General features: G+C 43.5%; 18 protein-coding genes. 5 read left to right on the forward strand and 13 right to left on the reverse strand.

What is annotated here, in order from left to right:
- Positions 1–23 precede the first annotated feature (23 nt).
- The gene (dnaB, locus tag AABS66_RS17675; RefSeq protein WP_206086317.1) at positions 24–1,436 is read right to left on the reverse strand and encodes a replicative DNA helicase; all 1,413 of its coding nucleotides are present in this window, start codon (positions 1,434–1,436) and stop codon (positions 24–26) included.
- Positions 1,437–1,650: 214 nt separating this feature from the next.
- Here dnaB and AABS66_RS17680 point away from each other — a divergent pair, with 214 nt between their 5' ends.
- Positions 1,651–2,634 carry a quinone oxidoreductase gene (locus tag AABS66_RS17680; protein WP_430225230.1) on the forward strand — a complete coding sequence of 328 codons (984 nt, stop codon included), beginning with the start codon at positions 1,651–1,653 and terminating at the stop codon, positions 2,632–2,634.
- Between the two features lie 58 nt (positions 2,635–2,692).
- Here AABS66_RS17680 and dusA read toward each other — a convergent pair whose 3' ends face one another.
- The 3 genes from dusA to AABS66_RS17695 form a co-directional block, all read right to left on the reverse strand.
- Positions 2,693–3,694, reverse strand: a complete 1,002-nt coding sequence (gene dusA / locus AABS66_RS17685; RefSeq protein WP_430225231.1) for a tRNA dihydrouridine(20/20a) synthase DusA — start codon at positions 3,692–3,694, stop codon at positions 2,693–2,695.
- A gap of 185 nt (positions 3,695–3,879) precedes the next feature.
- Positions 3,880–4,506 (reverse strand): isochorismate family cysteine hydrolase YcaC, encoded by a 627-nt coding sequence (gene ycaC / locus AABS66_RS17690; protein ID WP_375083940.1) that lies wholly within the window; start codon positions 4,504–4,506, stop codon positions 3,880–3,882.
- A 110-nt stretch (positions 4,507–4,616) separates the two neighbouring features.
- Positions 4,617–4,826, reverse strand: coding sequence for a YdgH/BhsA/McbA-like domain containing protein (locus AABS66_RS17695; RefSeq protein ID WP_206086313.1), 210 nt, complete (start codon positions 4,824–4,826; stop codon positions 4,617–4,619).
- A gap of 245 nt (positions 4,827–5,071) precedes the next feature.
- Between AABS66_RS17695 and cbrC the strand changes: the two genes are divergently transcribed.
- On the forward strand, positions 5,072–5,659 hold the full coding sequence (gene cbrC / locus AABS66_RS17700; RefSeq protein WP_430225232.1) for a PF03691 family colicin E2 tolerance protein CbrC: 588 nt from the start codon (positions 5,072–5,074) through the stop codon (positions 5,657–5,659).
- A gap of 49 nt (positions 5,660–5,708) precedes the next feature.
- Here the strand turns inward: cbrC and AABS66_RS17705 are convergent, their stop codons facing one another.
- The 5 genes from AABS66_RS17705 to AABS66_RS17725 all read right to left on the reverse strand — a co-directional run bounded on the left by AABS66_RS17705 (position 5,709) and on the right by AABS66_RS17725 (position 11,567).
- Positions 5,709–6,503 (reverse strand): inositol monophosphatase family protein, encoded by a 795-nt coding sequence (locus AABS66_RS17705; protein ID WP_430225233.1) that lies wholly within the window; start codon positions 6,501–6,503, stop codon positions 5,709–5,711.
- 102 nt (positions 6,504–6,605) lie between these two features.
- Positions 6,606–7,079 (reverse strand): DUF6882 domain-containing protein, encoded by a 474-nt coding sequence (locus AABS66_RS17710; RefSeq protein ID WP_272574139.1) that lies wholly within the window; start codon positions 7,077–7,079, stop codon positions 6,606–6,608.
- Between the two features lie 3 nt (positions 7,080–7,082).
- On the reverse strand, positions 7,083–8,018 hold the full coding sequence (locus AABS66_RS17715) for a nucleoside hydrolase (protein ID WP_430225234.1): 936 nt from the start codon (positions 8,016–8,018) through the stop codon (positions 7,083–7,085).
- 97 nt (positions 8,019–8,115) lie between these two features.
- Positions 8,116–10,275, reverse strand: coding sequence for an ornithine decarboxylase (locus tag AABS66_RS17720; protein WP_430225235.1), 2,160 nt, complete (start codon positions 10,273–10,275; stop codon positions 8,116–8,118).
- Positions 10,276–10,547: 272 nt separating this feature from the next.
- Positions 10,548–11,567, reverse strand: coding sequence for a mechanosensitive ion channel family protein (locus AABS66_RS17725; protein WP_430225236.1), 1,020 nt, complete (start codon positions 11,565–11,567; stop codon positions 10,548–10,550).
- 143 nt (positions 11,568–11,710) lie between these two features.
- Here AABS66_RS17725 and AABS66_RS17730 point away from each other — a divergent pair, with 143 nt between their 5' ends.
- On the forward strand, positions 11,711–12,127 hold the full coding sequence (locus AABS66_RS17730) for a DUF2750 domain-containing protein (RefSeq protein ID WP_206086306.1): 417 nt from the start codon (positions 11,711–11,713) through the stop codon (positions 12,125–12,127).
- Between the two features lie 35 nt (positions 12,128–12,162).
- On the opposite strand, the gene AABS66_RS17735 is transcribed toward AABS66_RS17730, so the two are convergent.
- The 3 genes from AABS66_RS17735 to rbsK form a co-directional block, all read right to left on the reverse strand.
- Positions 12,163–13,182, reverse strand: coding sequence for an aldose 1-epimerase family protein (locus tag AABS66_RS17735; protein ID WP_430225237.1), 1,020 nt, complete (start codon positions 13,180–13,182; stop codon positions 12,163–12,165).
- A gap of 57 nt (positions 13,183–13,239) precedes the next feature.
- On the reverse strand, positions 13,240–14,547 hold the full coding sequence (fucP, locus tag AABS66_RS17740; protein WP_430225238.1) for an L-fucose:H+ symporter permease: 1,308 nt from the start codon (positions 14,545–14,547) through the stop codon (positions 13,240–13,242).
- Positions 14,548–14,654: 107 nt separating this feature from the next.
- The gene (gene rbsK / locus AABS66_RS17745) at positions 14,655–15,584 is read right to left on the reverse strand and encodes a ribokinase (protein WP_430225239.1); all 930 of its coding nucleotides are present in this window, start codon (positions 15,582–15,584) and stop codon (positions 14,655–14,657) included.
- A 168-nt stretch (positions 15,585–15,752) separates the two neighbouring features.
- Between rbsK and deoC the strand changes: the two genes are divergently transcribed.
- Both deoC and deoR read left to right on the forward strand, forming a co-directional pair.
- Entirely contained in the window at positions 15,753–16,421 is a 669-nt protein-coding gene (gene deoC / locus AABS66_RS17750) for a deoxyribose-phosphate aldolase (protein ID WP_206086302.1), read from the forward strand.
- Positions 16,422–16,476: 55 nt separating this feature from the next.
- Positions 16,477–17,256, forward strand: a complete 780-nt coding sequence (deoR, locus tag AABS66_RS17755; protein WP_272539583.1) for a DNA-binding transcriptional repressor DeoR — start codon at positions 16,477–16,479, stop codon at positions 17,254–17,256.
- A 38-nt stretch (positions 17,257–17,294) separates the two neighbouring features.
- Here the strand turns inward: deoR and rnz are convergent, their stop codons facing one another.
- Positions 17,295–18,209, reverse strand: a complete 915-nt coding sequence (gene rnz, locus AABS66_RS17760) for a ribonuclease Z (protein ID WP_430225240.1) — start codon at positions 18,207–18,209, stop codon at positions 17,295–17,297.
- Between the last annotated feature and the right edge of the window lie 24 nt (positions 18,210–18,233).

An 18,233-nucleotide genomic window follows, 5' to 3' on the forward strand; every position in this document is an offset into this window, starting at 1 on the left:
TGACGAGTATTTATGACGAGTATTTAGTCTTCGTCGTTATACGCAGGCCCCGCATAGTTGTCAAAGCGCGACCACTGCCCATTAAACGTCAACCGCACCGTACCAATTGGCCCGTTACGCTGCTTACCTAAAATAATCTCCGCAACCCCTTTAAGCTCGCTGTTATCGTGGTAAACCTCGTCGCGGTAGATGAACATGATTAAGTCCGCATCCTGCTCAATAGACCCCGACTCACGTAAGTCGGAGTTAACGGGGCGTTTATCCGCACGTTGCTCAAGGCTACGGTTCAACTGTGATAATGCCACCACAGGCACATTAAGCTCTTTCGCTAAGGCTTTTAGCGAGCGAGAAATCTCGGCAATTTCAAGAGTACGGTTATCAGAAAGCGAAGGAACACGCATTAACTGAAGGTAGTCAATCATGATCAGGCTTAAACCACCATGTTCACGGTAAATACGCCTCGCACGGGAGCGTACCTCTGTAGGCGTCAAGCCAGATGAGTCATCAATGTACATGTTGCGCTTTTCCATCAAAATCCCCATCGTGCTGGAAATACGCGCCCAATCCTCATCGTCCAATTGGCCGGTACGAATACGCGTTTGGTCAACGCGAGAAAGTGACGCAAGCATACGCATCATGATCTGGTTACCTGGCATCTCCAAGCTGAAAATAAGCACTGGCTTTTCTTCTGTCATCGCCGCATTTTCACACAAGTTCATCGCAAAGGTAGTTTTACCCATCGATGGACGCGCTGCCACGATAATTAAATCTGAACCTTGTAACCCTGCAGTTTTCTTATCAAGGTCTTGATAACCTGTAGAAACCCCCGTTACCCCATCATGAGGTTGCTGGTAAAGCTGCTCAATTTTTTCGACGGTTTCGGACAAAATAGCTTCAATGCCTTTTGGCCCTTCATCTTTGTTCGCTCGGGATTCTGCGATTTGGAAAACTTTGCTTTCCGCTAAATCCAACAAATCTTCACTGCTACGCCCTTGTGGGTCGTAACCCGCATCTGCAATTTCATTGGCAACAGAAATCATGTCACGCACAACAGCACGTTCGCGAACGATGTCTGCATAAGCATTAATGTTCGCCGCACTTGGCGTATTTTTGGATAATTCAGCTAAGTAGGCAAAGCCCCCTACGCTATCAAGCTCACCTTCTTGCTCTAAGGATTCGGACAGGGTAATTAAGTCGATAGGCTTGCCCCGCTCTAGCAATAATTGCATCTGCGAGAAAATCGTGCGGTGAGGGCGGCTAAAAAAATCAGCGTGTGTGACCCGTTCAGAGACAGTATCCCAACGTTCGTTATCCAACATCAAACCGCCTAAAACAGATTGCTCCGCCTCAAGAGAGTGCGGTGGAAGTTTCAAACCTTCCATTTGGTGATCCCGAGGGGCATCTGTTTTAAAATTCGATGAGGGTTTTTTAGCCATACATTTGCATCCAAGTCTATAATTAACGAACAGCTTCTAGTATACGCCAATCTGATTTTTGTTGTGGCTTTCTTTACGCCCTCAGGCAAGAGAATTGCCTGCTAACGTTTTCAACAAAAAGCACAAACCAATAATTCTTCTGATTGAAACATGGCGTTATAGTAAAACGATTGATATTGTAAACAAAACTAAATGGTTCTTATTGGAGATTGTCATGGCAAAACGTATCGAGTTCGCGCAACATGGCGGCGCTGACGTTCTAAACTTTGTAGATTATTCCCCAACCGCACCTGCTGATAACGAAATTCAAATCGAAAACCGCGCAATCGGCATTAATTTTATCGACACCTACGTTCGCAGTGGCCTTTACCCTGTCGCTAAACTGCCAAGTGGTCTCGGAACTGAAGCCGCTGGTGTCGTCGTTAAAACAGGTGCCCACGTCATAGGTTTCAAACCTGGAGACCGCGTGGTGTACGCCCAAGGCCCGCTGGGTGCCTACAGCGAAGTGCACAATGTACCTGAACACGCTGTTGCTCATTTACCTGATGGCATTACCTTTGAACAAGCCGCAGCGAGTTCACTCAAAGGAATGACGGTATATTATTTATTCCATCAAACGTATCAACTTAAGCGTGATGAAGTGTTTTTATTCCATGCTGCCGCAGGTGGCGTAGGCCTAATTGCCTGCCAATGGGCAAAAGCACTGGGTGCCAAAATGATTGGTACCGTGGGCTCTGCGGATAAAGCACTGCGTGCAAAAGACGCGGGTGCATGGGAGGTGATTAACTACCAAACCGAAGACATCGCTGCACGCGTTAAAGCGATCACTCAGGGTGAAAAAGTCAGTGTGGCTTATGACTCTGTGGGGCAATCCACATGGCTTGCTTCTTTAGATTCACTGAAACGCCGCGGCTTGATGGTCAGCTTTGGTAATGCATCAGGCCCTGTAACTGGGGTGAATTTAGGGATTTTAAACCAAAAAGGAGGGTTATATGTCACACGTCCTTCTTTAGGGGTTTATGTCACTAACCGTGCTGAATTAGACCAAGCTAGCAATGCGTTATTTGAGATGATTTTAAGTGGAAAAGTGAATGTGGATGTTCCGCAATCGCAAATTTTTGCACTAAAAGATGCCCAAAAAGCGCATACTACGATTGAGTCGAGAAAAACCCAAGGGTCGAGTTTATTAATTCCGTAATAAGCCACCCAACATGCAAAAAGCGCCACTTGGCGCTTTTTTGGTGTTTACTCGCCAGTTATTCACCGCGAGTCACAAATTCCAGTGCTTGCTCGACAACCGCTAAGTCCGCCCCTTTCTTGTGGGCATTTTCACTTAAATGACGGCGCCACTGGCGTGCCCCGGGGATCCCTTGGAAAATCCCTAACATATGGCGAGTCATATGGCCCAAATAAGCGCCCTTCGACAACTCTTTTTCGATGTAAGGGTACATGGCTCTCACCGCATCAACACCATTTGTCACGGAAAAATGTTCACCAAACAGTTGGTTATCTACCGCCGTTAAAATTGATGGGTTCTGGTATGCTTCACGCCCCACCATAACACCATCTAAATGTTGCAGATGCTGTTTAGCTTCTTCCAACGTTTTGATGCCCCCATTAATTGCCATGGTCAAATGCGGAAAATCACGCTTTAACTGGTATACTCGCGGGTAATCTAAAGGTGGAATTTCACGGTTTTCTTTCGGGCTCAACCCTGACAACCATGCCTTACGTGCATGAATAATAAACATTTCACAGCCGCCCTTGGTAGAGACTGTTTCGATAAAATCACACAAAAATTCGTAGCTATCTTGCTCATCAATACCAATTCGAGTTTTGACCGTAACTGGGATGGATACCACGTCTTGCATCGCTTTTATACAATCCGCCACCAACTGCGCATCCCCCATCAGACAAGCTCCAAAACGGCCATTTTGTACACGGTCAGATGGGCAACCCACATTTAAGTTTATTTCATCATAACCGCGTTCTTCGGCCAATTTAGCACATTGGGCTAACGCTGCAGGGTCGCTACCACCTAGTTGCAACGAAACAGGGTGCTCTTCTTCACTAAACGCAAGGTAATTTCCTTTTCCGTAGATGATCGCCCCAGTTGTCACCATTTCAGTGTACAGCAAGGTATTTTTACTTAACAAACGATGGAAATAGCGACAATGACGATCAGTCCAATCGAGCATAGGCGCAACAGAAAAGCGGTTTAAATTTTGATAGCCTTGTTTTGGTGTATTTTGATGCATTATTTACTTGCTTTATAAAATCAATGGAATAGCTCAAAAATAAAGAGCTAAGAAAAAATAATGAGCGAGTATACCATAGCGGTCACTTTGTGTGATGGCTAACTATCGTTTTTGATGAGCAAAAAACCCTCAATACCGTTTTGGCACTGAGGGCTGATAAATTTATCATCAGGTTAAAATAAAGGCTATTTTTTCCCTGAAAGCAATGCATAGCTGGTCATCAGATTACGATAATCTGGGATATGGTTTGAGAATAGCGTTCCTAAACCTTCCACGTCATTACGCCAATCACGGTGTAATTCACAAGCAGCACCAAACCAGCTCATCAGTTGAGCACCTGCTTTTGACATTCTATCCCACGCGGCGTCACGTGTAATGGGGTTAAATGTACCTGAGGCATCAGTGATAACAAAAACTTCATAGCCTTCTTCCAGTGCAGATAGTGCAGGAAATGCCACGCACACTTCTGTCACAACACCCGCAATAATTAGCTGTTTTTTACCTGTGGCTTTGACAGCTTTTACGAACTCTTCGTTATCCCACGCGTTAATTTGGCCAGGGCGGGCAATAAAAGGGGCATTAGGAAAGGTTTCTTTTAATTCAGGGACTAACGGGCCATTAGGGCCATCTTCAAAAGATGTCGTCAAAATAGTTGGTAAGTTAAAATACTTTGCCAGATCGGCAAGTGCTAACACGCTATTCTTGAATTTATCTGGATCTTGGTCACGAACTAACGATAACAAACCCGTTTGATGATCAACAAGTAATACAGCTGCATTATCTTTATCTAGGCGGTTATATTTAAAACTCATCTCAACGACTCCTCAATTATCAGATAAAAAGTGGCATTGAATCTACTTACAGCCTCATAAACACCACTTTTCATCAAAAATATTTCAATAAGAGAAACTCACACAATTCATTATTTAGTTTCTGCGCTCATTGTGACAAAGTTACCCATACGCGCACTGGTAATTGTGTAGCTGTCTGCACCCGCTGCTTTGGCTTTAGCGGCAATCATCGCTTCGGTTGAAGCCAGTGTATCGCCTGTTGCAGTGATTGTTGCTGCTGATGCACCAAATGCGACCATAGATAATACTGAAGCTGCCATCAAAGTTTTTAATATGTTCATAATCTAATTCCTTCACTGTGTATACGATGAGACAACCCTTGTTGTCTGCGATGAAGGTATCATAGCGGTAATGACATTTAGGTTAAATCTAATAATATCGCTCGACTCATTCAAATTAATTGAATGTTTTGATTTATCTGAAACCCGCCTATGCAATAAAACCGAGAAACATAATCAAACGGCCTTGTGATATTCTTTCCCACTCGTTGGCTTACTTCCGGTGCAACCTTTATTAGGAACTGTATATGGCGCTCAATAACCGAACACTCCCTAAGTTTAAATACCATCCAAACCCAATTGAAACAGAAGCATTTCTGACAGATAAAACAGTAAACTGTGATTGCTGTCAGCAACCTACTGATATTTACTATGAAAGCCCGTTTTATTCTATTGATGATATTGAAGCACTTTGCCCATGGTGTATTGCTGATGGCTCTGCGAGTGCAAAATTTGACGGGGAATTTCAAGACGCGGCCAGTGTTGAAGGTATTGATTGTGAATATGATGACGACGGCGAGTTTTTACAAACCATAAACCCCTATCCGACTGAAAAGTTTGATGAGCTGATTAAACGAACACCGGGGTATCGTGGATGGCAGCAAGAAATTTGGCTCGCACACTGCCAAGAATCCTGTGAATTTATAGGCTATGTTTGTTGGGATGACATCAAAGATAGGCTGGATGAATTTGTTTCCCTTGAAAATGATATCGCTGAATATGGTTTTTCAATCTCAGAACTGGAAAATATTCTCCACCAAGATAGCGATGCCCAAGGTTACTTATTCCGTTGTTTACATTGCAAAAAGCTGCGTTTGCATTTTGATTTTAGCTAATTCACCACGATTAAACCGCGTGAGGATACTTATCTTCACGCGCTCATCTTCAACTATTCATCAATTCAATAATGTGTTCGGCCAATTCTGGTGTGGCGGTTGATAGCAAGCTCCCCGCAAACATGGCTTGCTGCCGTTTGCCATCTAGCGCACACACCTCACCGCCAGCCTCTCGGATACACGGAATCAGTGCCGCGCTATCCCATGGTTTCATGATGGTATCAATCGCAGCGTGAATACGCCCACTGGCCACCATGGCATGTTGATAAGCATCATTAGCAAAAATAAAGTCCCTCGCTTGGCTGACGACGGCATCAAGATGATAAATATGAGCCCCTTCTCGCGGGTTATAATTACTACTGTGAATACCAGATGCGCTTACCACTGCTTCTGATAATAATTTAGGCGATTGACTACCCAATTTCAGTTGCCTTGGTGCCTGCCCTGCGGTTTGCGTCCAGCAGCCTTCCCCTTGCGAAGCCCAGTAGAGAGTAGATATGGCAGGAAAGCTGATCACACTGAGTAATGGTTCCCCATTTTCCACATAAGCGATTAAGGTACTAAATAATGGCACACCATAAATAAAGGCACGGGTGCCATCGACCGGGTCAATCACCCAACCCGAGCTAAATTTTTGCTCACCGGCAAAGCCAAACTCTTCACCTAAAACAGCAATATTCGGGGTACGCTGGGCAAAAAGCGCTCTGATAGTTTCTTCAACGCGGATATCCGTTTCCGTGACCACAGAACGATCGGGTTTATAATCAAATTTGCCCGAACCTTGAAATGCCTCTACTGTCATGGTTTTGACTAAGTTAGCGGCTTCGAGTGCAATATCTAACATGCGCTGGCTCCTGACTGAAAAAACTGAGTATAACGGGTAGGTTATGGAAAAAAGAGGGCTAAAGTGCCTTATCAACCAACAGATAAAGCACCGAGTTAACCATTAAACTTGTTGCAGAGAAACGTTACCAAATGTCATGAAGATCAGCGTATGCCCCGCAATGCCACGGTATACCCCTTGCTGGTTGTTAAGCTCACAGGCCAGCGCGGTTAATTGCCATGCGTCATATTCTTCGATTTGGCTGACCCGCGCTGTTAATAATGCGTTGTCTTTGCGTTCACCATAGGCTTTCACCGCAATCGCATCTTGTGTTAATGCGCTGTCAATAGAACTGTTTGCCCAGCCCCACATCCAACTCCCTTGGCTTTGGTCATAGGTACCAACAATTTGTACCGGTGCGGTTGCCACTATATTGTCTGGCGCATGAAAAATAATGGTGCCTTCGTCTTGATTGACTGACCAGTCTGCCTCATCTAACTTCCACGTATCGCAATGGAATTGGTTTTTAGCTTGTAAGGCATTCATACTGCGTTCAATTAATGCCTCATAAGGCATTTGTTCCAAGTTATTACTCATTTATTACCCAATATTTTTCAATGCGTTGATAATCAGCTGCCAAAATTTATGGTGGTCTAGCTTCACGGCGACCTGTGTGTGGCAATCCGCTGGAGCAGGATGGCGGAAATCAGCAACGGTCATGCCAAGTGTGAGTGAACCAGTAAGTTCGATATCCACAGGGACTTTTTGCGTGGTCATTACTGAAGGGTCAATCACATAAGCGACTGCACAAGGGTCATGAACAGGTGGGGCATCAAAGTTTTGAGCTTGCTTATACATCTTGCCGAAAAAATCCAGTAGTTCAACGACAAATTGCGAACAATCGGTACCAATCGCAGCAATTTCGTTTACGATTTCAGGTGTTGCCAATGCTTGATGGGTCAAGTCTAGCCCAACCATCGTTAATGGCCATTTTTCATTAAAGACAATATGTGCCGCTTCAGGATCAATTTTGATATTAAACTCCGCCACCGCACTCCAATTACCGACATGGTAGCCACCTCCCATCAAAACCACCTCTTTCACCCGCTCAACAATACGTGGCTCAAGACGAGCAGCAAGGGCAATGTTTGTCAGCGCACCTGTCGGAACTAATGTGACGGTTTTCGGTGGTTGGGACATGATGGTGTCAATAATCAATAAAACAGCATGTCTTTCATCAAGCTGTAAAGTTGGCGTGGGTAATACAGGCCCATCAAGCCCTGAATCGCCGTGAATATCAGGTGCAACCTCAATGCCACGAACTAATGGGCGAATCGAACCCGCAGCAAATGGAATACCCGTGATCTTCGCCATTTCAGCGATTGCCAGTGCATTACGAGTCACTTTTTCAAGGGTTTGGTTACCTGCAACGGTTGTTACAGCCAATAAATCGATATCTGGGTTACCGTAAGCCAGTAATAATGCGATAGCATCATCATGACCAGGGTCACAATCAAGAATGATTTTTTTGCTCATACCTTACCTTATAAATTTGGAGTCAGAGATGGCTCTGACTCCAATGTAACGACCCGATAAGGCAAAATCTACGCTTAAAGTCTGAATACGAAGGAAATTATTTTAAAACATGCGCATAGACACGTTTTTTCTCGCCTTCATTTTTCGAAATATACACGCCTTGCAGCTCTGGTGCGAAGCCTGGTAACGCATTAATCCCCGCTTCAAGAGCTTTGAAATAACGCAGCACAGGGCCTGACCACACCTCCCCAGGCACAACACATAAGACGCCAGGTGGATATGGCAAAGCGCCCTCTACCGCAATGCGCCCTTCGAGTTCATCCAATGGCAATAGCTCACAATTGCCACGAATAAATTCTAAATGCGCTTGTTGTGGGTTCATTTTGACTTCAGGGAAATGCGCCTTGCGGAACATCTCTTTTTGCAACTGCTTGATATTGTCATTAACGCTCAATTGATGCATTTCTTGGCATAAACGACGCAATGTATAACCTTGATAATGCTCTTGGTAGCGCTGGTATACTGATGGAAGTACATCTTCTAATAACGCATCTTCATCCAATAATTGTTCAAAGCGTACTAAATGAGATACTAACAGTGCGAGTTTTTCCGTCGTTTCTGCAGGGGTTAATAAAAATAAAATCGAGTTTAAGTCACATTTTTCAGGGATCACACCGTGTTCACGTAAAAAATGCGCCAAAATAGTTGCAGGTACGCCAAACGACTCATATTCCCCACTTTCGACATCAATACCTGGCGTCGTTAGCATCAGCTTACAAGGGTCTACAAAGTATTGGGCCGCCGCATAGCCGTCAAAGGCATGCCAACGCTCTTGTGGTATAAAATTAAAGAACCGTTGCTCAGAGGCAATCTGTTCGGTGGGGTATTCATGCCATAACTTGCCATCTACGGTTTCAGGAACAAAAGGCTTAAAATAGCGGCAGTGCTGAAGGATCGATTTTCGCACTTCAACCCCCATTTTAACGCAGTCCATCCACATCATTTCACCCGCTGCACCTTGGTGAATGCGTGCATTAACATCTAACGAGGCAAATAAGGGATAAAATGGGCTAGTAGAGGCGTGCATCATAAAGGCATTATTCAGTTTCTTATGGGAAACAAAACGTTCTTGTCCTTTGATATGGTTATCTTTTTTATGAATTTGTGACGCTTGTGAAAACCCCGCCAGTTGCTTGTGCACTGACTGAGTGACCATAATGCCTGGGTCGCTTTCATTTAATTCAAGCAACAAAGGGGAACACTGGCGCATCATCGGGATGAACTGTTCATAACCCACCCACGCCGAGTCGAATAAAATATAGTCACATAAGTGGCCTATTTTATCGACCACTTGCCTTGCGTTATACACGGTGCCGTCGTAAGTACCGAGTTGGATCACCGCCAAGCGAAAAGGGCGCGTTTGTTGCGTTTTTTCAGGCATCACATCTTGGATTAACTCACGTAAATAACGCTCTTCAAAGCAATGGGCATCAATACCACCAATAAAGCCAAACGGGTTACGCGCCGTCTCTAAATAAACGGGGGTAGCACCCGCTTGAATTAATGCACCGTGGTGGTTGGATTTATGGTTGTTGCGATCGAATAACACCAAATCACCAGGTGTTAATAATGCATTTAGCACCACTTTATTGGAGGATGACGTGCCATTTAACACAAAATAGGTTTTATCCGCATTGAAGACTTTAGCGGCAAATTTTTGGGCTTCCTTGGCTGCCCCTTCATGGATCAGCAAATCCCCCATTGCCACATCCGCATTACATAAATCGGTACGAAACAGGTTTTCACCATAAAATTGGTAAAATTGCTCCCCCGTAGGGTGGCGACGGAAAAATTGCCCGCCTTGGTGCCCCGGACAGGCAAAAGTGACATTATGACCCGCAGCATAATCCATCATTCGGGCAAAAAATGGCGGTAATAACTGCTCAAGATACTGGTTTGCAGCATCAAGTAATTGGCGGCTATTTTCTTCGCGCTCCGATGGCGTTGGTGGTAATAATGCCGTGATGTATGGCGGTAAACTCTCATTTGTTGGTAGCTGTTTATCACTGATGATAAACAGCGGAATACTCAATTTACTCTGAGCTATCCTTTCCCACAGCCCTTGGTCAGCATCTTGTTCAGATAGCACTACCGCAGCAATATTGTTTAACTGTGCATCGCGAACATCTACCCACTGAAATTGGTTAGTGAAATAGATTGCAACCCCCTGGCTACATGCCACATTGATTTTGTTCATAGCAGTCTGGCTCTTAGTTAGCTGAGGAAAAGAGGCGGTCAATATACTTGATAGATCAGGGAATTGAAATGATTTGCACTGCGGTAAAAAAGCGGGAAATGAGTGGAGTCGAATGTTTTTTATAAGTCACTGGTTAATAGCATAAAAATATTCATGCTACTCGACACCTTAACCAAAATATAAAATCAGATAAATTAAAATTTATAGATAAAATGACCAACTAATAGCAGAAATCTATGAAATCAGTCGGTCAATTTATCCTGTATGGGACGTTAGTGGTTTTTTTCCACATACAATGTTTGTGATGGGAAGGCGAAGTCTGCACCGTGGCGCTTAACAATCTCAATGATCTTTAAATAGACGTCCTGTTGCGCCGCTAACCACTCTGCCCAAACCGTGGTTTTGGTAAAGCAGTACACCATAATATTTAACGACGAATCCGCAAACGCATCAAAATACACCAGCAGCGTTTGGCTGGTATCAATGTTTTCATCTTGCTGTAGCATTGTGCGAATATCGTCGACGATCGCACCAATTTTATCGGAATCTTCGTAACGTAAGCCGATTTCCGTTTTGATCCGCCGGTTGGTCATGCGCCCAGGGTTTTCCACACTAATGGACGAAAATACCGAGTTGGGGATATACAATGGCCGATGGTCAAAGGTGATGATCTTGGTGATCCGCCAACCAATTTCCACTACCGTACCTTCAATATTTCTATCGGGTGAACTCACCCAATCCCCAATATTAAATGGGCGGTCAAAATACAGCATCAACCCTGAGAAAAAATTACTCAGGATATCCTTACCCGCCATACCGATGGCAATACCACCGATGCCACCAAAGGCCATCAGCCCTGATAGGCTCATACCAAAGTGTTCACCAAACAACAGTACCATAACGACAAATACCGTGGTTTTAAACACCCGGGCCACAATACGAGCCGAAGTTGGATCACTGCCCTTTTTGATTTGTGTCTTCTCTAACCGATTGGCAAGTTGAAACAATTTTCGCATTAAAATCAAAGCAATTAATGCGATCGTGATAAAATTGACCAGCGGTGTGGAAATAAAATTCAAATCAAAATCAGCCGCGGCCATATCCACATATTGTGCCGCCACGATCACAATGCCACAAAGCACAATGGTTTGAATAACATGGATCAGGATGCTTTTATGTTTATGTTTGTGTTTACGCCGCTTATGAAAAACCTCAAAAGCTAAATAGACGGCAAGACACACCGCAATCAATGTCATCCCAATGGCGTACTTTTCAAGTAATGCTTCTATCATTTCTAACCGCCCTAAAATTTACCTGATAGATATTATTTTTATGTGTTTTACTGTGTATGATGTTAAGTTATCTTGTTATTAAGATAACAATTATAAATATAATTTTCCCACTAATTATCAATTACCTTTTAGATTATCCAATCATGAATAACAACTCATTTTCCCCTAATGATAAAGAAATACAAAATGTTCATGCCCTTGGCCCATACCAAAAGTACCGCTATTTTGTCGGTAAGGTCGCTGACTGGGAACAAGTATGGACAGTAAGTGATGGGCAAAACTTCGTCACCCTCAGGGATCAGGAAAACGGGATTGCTGTTGCGTTGTGGCCGGCTAAAGCTTATGTCGAGCTATGTTTAGTGCATCAGTGGGCGCATTTTACGCCAATGCAACTGACCCTTGAGCAACTCATGACAGAGCTCCTTCCTGATATGCATGAGGCGAATATTAAAGCTGCCATCATGATGAAACCCAATGGGGCCAATGCACCATATTATGATGCTTATGATGCCTCAATGTTACTTGCTGATTTAGCAGAAGAGTGCCAGCAGTACGAATGAGGCAGTTAACCACTGCCTCTGGTGTCGTCAAAAAATCACGATTTTTCCACGCCGGTGGTAACCGTAAACTGGCGCGTTTCCCCTGCCGCTAACCAAATTAAGGTTTGGTTATTTTTTGCGGCTAAAAAGCCTTCTGGGCGGCAAGTGGCGGGTAATACAAACGCCCCCACTTTTTGGTCGCCATTATATAAAATCCAACGCGTCGCATAATTCAATTCGCTGGACTTAAATTGCGTAACAAAGGTATCTCCTGCGGGTGAAGTCATTCTAAACTCAGGGTTTTCTGTATATTGGCTCAGGTTATCCATAAAGAACACAATTTCAGGGTCACACATTTGTGGCTGATTAAGCTGATTTAGCTTTACGGCTCCCGATTTCAATGCCTCGTTAAATTCAAGCCATTTTTCCGTTGGGTGAACATGCCCAGGTATCGATTCACGTAGTTTAATTGCGTTATCAGGCACGTTTTGTGTCAATGTTGCATTATCCACATAGGCATAATTCATATGGCACATATATTGAAGTGGCATAGGAACCGATGCTAAATTGGTGACTGACATTTGAATATCAAACAGTGCGCTATTTGCCTTTAACTCTACAGAAGGTGTTGCGCGGTAATGGTGGCCAAACCCCATCACATACTCATATTCGCCGCAAATTTTTAAACCGTTTTCGGTCAATTCTAGCCATGCGCTGTCCATCGGTGCGCAAGGCATTTCGCCATGCAATGGGTGGTTATCCTCTGGTGAAGGGCAGCCATTACTGATTAATCCTGAGTGAAAAGCAAAACAACCATAGGTTTCAATGACTGTAGGAACCGATTTAGGCGCTGAAAACATATTTTCCATTTTCAGATTTTGGCCACAAAATTCGGCATCCCAAACCATTTGCCCTAAAAAAGGTAAAATCGTTAGATAACCTTGTTGATTTTCAATACGTAAACCTTCCACGCCAGTGTGATAACGAAATGCAGTGGCGGTGAATTGGTCATTTTTAAGAATAAGCGTCGGGTTTTCCGTAAATACGCTTTTGTGAAGAGGAATTTGTGTATTCATTTTCATACTCACGGTTAATAAAGGAAATTGGGTAGCTTTCACTACCCAAACTAGAGATTATTTGTCTTCTTGCTTCGCTTTAAAGCGGCGTTCTCCAACAAAATAAATACCGACATACACAAAGCACAGCATTGAAACTAAGAAAGAGAGTTGTAGGGAATGTAATACGTCGGCCACGTAACCTTGAACGGCAGGCACCACAGCAGCACCGACAATTGCCATCACAATCACCGCCCCTGCCATTTCAGTGTGTTCGTTATCTACTGTATCCAATGTGCCTGCATAAATTGTTGCCCAGCAAGGCCCAAACAGAATACTCACCATCACGGCGGCATAGACCGCGGTGAAGCTAGGAATAAATGCAACATAAATTAAGAACAGTGCACCAATCACCGAGTAAATAATCAGGACTTTTTCGGCATTAAAGCGAGTCATTAAGATATTGGCGATAAACTTACCAATAAAGAAACACGCAAAGCTGTACACCATGAAATTCGAGGCATCACGTTCGTTAATATCGCCCATTTCCAGCGCTAAACGGATAGTGAATGACCAAACCGCAACTTGCATACCCACATATAAAAACTGGGCAATGATCCCTTTTCTAAAGCGGCTATTTTTTGCTAAATATCTTAAGGTTTCTAATGCGGTTGGGCGTTTATGATCTTGGGTTTCTGCCACTTTACATTTCGGGAACTTAGTAATGAGGAAGAGGATCATCACCACCACCAATACCATAATCATATAACGGTAAGGTTCGAGGGTGTTTTCCAACATCGCTAAGCGAAATTCATGAATTTGTTCTGCATTCATGCCTGCCATCTGGCTTTGTAAGCTATCCCCTTCGGAGAAGACTAAATATTTACCCAGTAAGATCCCGCCCGCAGCACCAATTGGGTAGAATGTTTGGCTGATATTTAAGCGTAATGTGGCGTATTGTTTAGGGCCAATCATTGAGCTGTAAGTGTTCGCTGCAGTTTCAAGGAAGCTTAAACCAATCGCAATGGCGAAGATTGCCGCCAAGAACATAGTATAAGTTGCCATATGGGACGCAGGGAAAAACATACTGCAACCTGCGATATAGAGAATTAACCCCACCATAATCGCATATTTATAACTGGTTTTTTTGATCACTAAAGAGGCTGGGATCGCAATTAAAAAGTACCCGCCATAGAATGCACTTTGTACTAAAGCTGATGCGAAGTTACTGAGTTCAAAGACACTTTTGAACTGGGTAATTAAAATATCATTTAATGCTGCGGCGCATCCCCACAAAGGGAATAAGCACGATAGTAGGATAAATTGGAATAGAGGAGTCCGACTCAGGTACCCATCAGGTAACTGAGTGATGTTCTTAATGTTCATAGTAACCCTTATATTTTTATAATTTATACCCTAGGAGTTCCTATTCCGCTCTAATGGCGAATTAATACGTCAAAGGGTATACAGCTACGTTGAGTTTTATTATTTAGCTATGCGTTTGAGGTGTTGATTTGCACAAATTCATTGAATTGCTCAACACTTGGATAAGAAGATTGAGTCCCTTTCCCTGTCACACTAAATGCAGAAAACATCACTGCTTTTTTCAGTGCTTCTTCAATATTCCCCGTGTGTACATAATAATGAGAGAAACAACCAATAAAGGCATCTCCCGCACCACTTGTATCGATGGCATTCACTTTGATTGCCGGTATGTATAACTCGCTATCGCGGGTCATCCACAAAGCGCCTTTTTCCCCTAAGGTCACAATGAGGTTTTTTAACCCTTTATCCAGCAGAGATTGTGCTGCTCGGCGGACGTTATCCATCGTGTCGACTGGCATATTGGTTAAAATTTCTAATTCCGTTTCATTCGGCACAAAGAAATCACAACGACAAGCAAAATCCAGATCAAGCGAGCGCTGTGCAGGAGCTGGGTTAAGCAGGACAGGGATCCCATGTGTGTTACCAAATGAAATCGCGTGATAAACTGTTTCTAACTGCACTTCTAATTGCAGAACGATCAACTTACATTTCTTCAGATCTTCCGCTGCACGGTCGATATCTTCAGGTGATAAGAACTTGTTGGCGCCTTTGACGATCAGAATACTGTTTGATGAGTTTTGATTAACAAAAATCGGCGCAACACCGCTTGATGTACAAGGCACTTTTTCAACATAACGGGTGTTAATACCGTAAGATTCAAGGTTACGAATGGTATTATCTGCGAAAATGTCATCTCCAACTTTGGTTAACATAATCACTTTTGAATTTAATTTAGCAGCGGCAACCGCCTGATTCGCACCTTTACCACCACAACCTATTTTGAACGCGGGCGCTTCTAACGTTTCGCCTTCTTTTGGCATTTGATCAATGTAAGTGATCAAATCAACCATGTTTGAACCAATAACTGCTATATCCATGATGCCCCTCGTGTTAAATAAATCACATAATGATATGATAGTAACATTATCATGTTGCAAAAATATCATTTGTGATTAGGATCTCGAATAACGAATGATCAAGTGTTACATCTACCACATTTCCTCATTCTTTGTTGTCTATCCCACATTTATATAGGAAAGTTGAAAATGCAAGACTTAGCAAAATATATTGATCACACTTTACTTGCTGCTAACGCAACTGTCAGCGATATCACAAAATTGTGTGCAGAAGCGGCTGAACACCACTTTGCTTCCGTATGTGTAAATACAGGCTATGTTCCTTTAGCCAATGAACTTTTAAAAAACAGCGATGTAAAAGTTTGCTGTGTGGTAGGCTTCCCATTAGGTGCTTGCTTAACAGAAGCAAAAGCTTTTGAAGCAGCTGAAGCTGTGCGCCGCGGTGCGGATGAAGTGGATATGGTGATTAATGTTGGCATGTTAAAAAGTGGCGATTTAGACTTTGTCCGTAAAGATATTGAAGCCGTATTTGCTGCCTGCGGTAATGCAACATTAAAAGTCATTTTAGAAAATTGCCTGTTAACTGATGAAGAAATTACACAAGTTTGTGAAATTTGCCGCACAATTAACGTCGGTTTTGTGAAAACTTCAACAGGTTTCAGTACAATGGGGGCGACTGAGCACCATGTTGCGTTAATGCGTAAAGTCGTTGGCAGCGAAATCGGTGTCAAAGCCTCTGGTGGCGTGCGTGACCGTGAAACTGCGATTAAAATGATTGAAGCGGGCGCAAACCGAGTTGGTGCGAGTGCCAGTGTTGCGATTGTCACAGGAACGGCAACAAAGCCGAGTGACTACTAAGTGATGGGGCGCGGTTTAACCGCGCCAATTTTGTATATCATAAAAGGATTGTAGGGTGATAGAAACTAAACAAAAAGAACGCCTTCGCCGCTTAAGTGAATGTTTGAAACGTTCAGGACGCATTCATCTTAAAGAAGCCGCTAGGATACTCGAAGTCTCTGAAATGACCATCCGCCGAGACCTTAACGCTGATGCAGAAGGCCCTATTCCGATGTCACTGCTTGGTGGCTACATTGTTTCTGTTACCCAACCTGTAAATTTAGTTGCCCAGGAGCAGCAAGCCGATGTTTTCACGCCAGATCAAACCGAAGAACTCTATATTCCTAATCTCGCGGCGAGTATGGTCACAGAAGATGACGTTATTTTCTTCGATAATGGCATTGAGATGGCGACCTTGATTTCCCTTATCCCAGAAGAAATCAGTTTCACGGGAATTTGTTATTCCCATAACGTTTTTCTCGCCCTTAGCCAGAAAAAAAACGCCACCGCCTTATTATGCGGTGGTGAATACCGCCCTAAAAGCGACTCGTTTTACAACCCTTCTCTCCCTTCCTTGCTTGACTCCATTAACCCCAAAAAGGCCTTTATTTCTGCCGCAGGCGTCCACAGCACATATGGCGTAACCTGTTATAATATTGACGATTTACCAATGAAGAAAAAAGCGATGGAAAAATCCATCCGTAAAATTTTATTGGCACCTTATAACTTGTTTGATGAAGTGGCGACCGCCAATATGGGGGAATTATCACAATTTGATGTGATAGTCACAAACAGGCAGCTTTCCGATGAGTATGAGACTTACTGTCGTAATGGATTTGTGAAAGTAATTTACTGAGTCAAAAATAGGTGGCGGGCTTATCATTGCCCGCTAAATCAAATCTTCACCGTCAAATAATCTTCGGCAATTTGAGTCTCCGCGAATTCAGCTTGGCACTCCATTAATAACCTTGGAATATCTTCGCTCATATAACGCCCACTCAAGTGAGTGGCAATAAAACGCTTTACCCCTGCTTCACGGGCTAATTGTGCCGCTTGCACTGTTGTTGAGTGCCCACGCTCATTCGCTTTTTCTGTAAAAGCTGCTTCCAACGTGGTTTCATGCACCATCACATCCGCATTTCTAGCAAGTTCAAACGCCTGTGGCGTCGGTTGTGTATCTCCAAAAATAGCGATAACTTTACCAGGGATAGGTTCACCAAGGTAATCTGCACCATTAACCACACGACCATCTTCAAGGGTTATGGTCTCACCCGCTTTAAGCGCTTGCATCCATGGGCCACGGGGAATGTTATCACTCGCCAATTTGTTCGCATCTAACGGCCCACTTTTGGCGTGTTCTTCAATACGATAACCATAACATTCTACACGGTGATCAAGAGAGTAAGCCGTCACAATCAACTCGCCATCATCAAATAACTGCCCCGCATCAATTTCAATAATTTCAATTGGATAAGTCATATAAGACACACTAAGAGACAACACCGTTTCAATATATTGCTTGAGCCCTTTTGGCCCATACAGTGTCAATGGCTCCGTTGCCCCGCCCATTGAACGGCTGCACAAAAGCCCTGGTAAGCCAAAAATATGGTCGCCGTGCAAATGGGTAATAAATATTTTCTCAATTTTTGGTGCTTTAAATGGGCTATTAAGGATACGGTGCTGTGTCCCTTCGCCACAGTCAAACAGCCAATAACTTTTTCGAATGCCGACCAAATTTAATATCATACTGGTGACATTGCGTTCTTTTGTCGGCACCCCTGCACTGGTTCCTAAAAATGTAAGTTCCATACTTCCTCTATCTATTTATTTGTT

Source organism: Providencia sp. SP181, from assembly GCF_050446505.1.
Lineage (GTDB): Bacteria > Pseudomonadota > Gammaproteobacteria > Enterobacterales > Enterobacteriaceae > Providencia > Providencia vermicola.

What these genes read in the sequence shown, in the direction of transcription:
- AABS66_RS17705 (WP_430225233.1), bottom strand. Translation starts at nt 6,503, where the DNA reads ATGTTAGATATTGCACTCGAAGCCGCTAACTTAGTCAAAACCATGACA.
- AABS66_RS17730 (WP_206086306.1), top strand. Translation starts at nt 11,711, where the DNA reads ATGAATAACAACTCATTTTCCCCTAATGATAAAGAAATACAAAATGTT.
- AABS66_RS17715 (WP_430225234.1), bottom strand. Translation starts at nt 8,018, where the DNA reads ATGAGCAAAAAAATCATTCTTGATTGTGACCCTGGTCATGATGATGCT.
- cbrC (WP_430225232.1), top strand. Translation starts at nt 5,072, where the DNA reads ATGGCGCTCAATAACCGAACACTCCCTAAGTTTAAATACCATCCAAAC.
- rnz (WP_430225240.1), bottom strand. Translation starts at nt 18,209, where the DNA reads ATGGAACTTACATTTTTAGGAACCAGTGCAGGGGTGCCGACAAAAGAA.
- fucP (WP_430225238.1), bottom strand. Translation starts at nt 14,547, where the DNA reads ATGAACATTAAGAACATCACTCAGTTACCTGATGGGTACCTGAGTCGG.
- ycaC (WP_375083940.1), bottom strand. Translation starts at nt 4,506, where the DNA reads ATGAGTTTTAAATATAACCGCCTAGATAAAGATAATGCAGCTGTATTA.
- AABS66_RS17725 (WP_430225236.1), bottom strand. Translation starts at nt 11,567, where the DNA reads ATGATAGAAGCATTACTTGAAAAGTACGCCATTGGGATGACATTGATT.
- AABS66_RS17710 (WP_272574139.1), bottom strand. Translation starts at nt 7,079, where the DNA reads ATGAGTAATAACTTGGAACAAATGCCTTATGAGGCATTAATTGAACGC.
- dusA (WP_430225231.1), bottom strand. Translation starts at nt 3,694, where the DNA reads ATGCATCAAAATACACCAAAACAAGGCTATCAAAATTTAAACCGCTTT.
- deoC (WP_206086302.1), top strand. Translation starts at nt 15,753, where the DNA reads ATGCAAGACTTAGCAAAATATATTGATCACACTTTACTTGCTGCTAAC.
- AABS66_RS17695 (WP_206086313.1), bottom strand. Translation starts at nt 4,826, where the DNA reads ATGAACATATTAAAAACTTTGATGGCAGCTTCAGTATTATCTATGGTC.
- AABS66_RS17735 (WP_430225237.1), bottom strand. Translation starts at nt 13,182, where the DNA reads ATGAATACACAAATTCCTCTTCACAAAAGCGTATTTACGGAAAACCCG.
- dnaB (WP_206086317.1), bottom strand. Translation starts at nt 1,436, where the DNA reads ATGGCTAAAAAACCCTCATCGAATTTTAAAACAGATGCCCCTCGGGAT.
- AABS66_RS17720 (WP_430225235.1), bottom strand. Translation starts at nt 10,275, where the DNA reads ATGAACAAAATCAATGTGGCATGTAGCCAGGGGGTTGCAATCTATTTC.
- AABS66_RS17680 (WP_430225230.1), top strand. Translation starts at nt 1,651, where the DNA reads ATGGCAAAACGTATCGAGTTCGCGCAACATGGCGGCGCTGACGTTCTA.
- rbsK (WP_430225239.1), bottom strand. Translation starts at nt 15,584, where the DNA reads ATGGATATAGCAGTTATTGGTTCAAACATGGTTGATTTGATCACTTAC.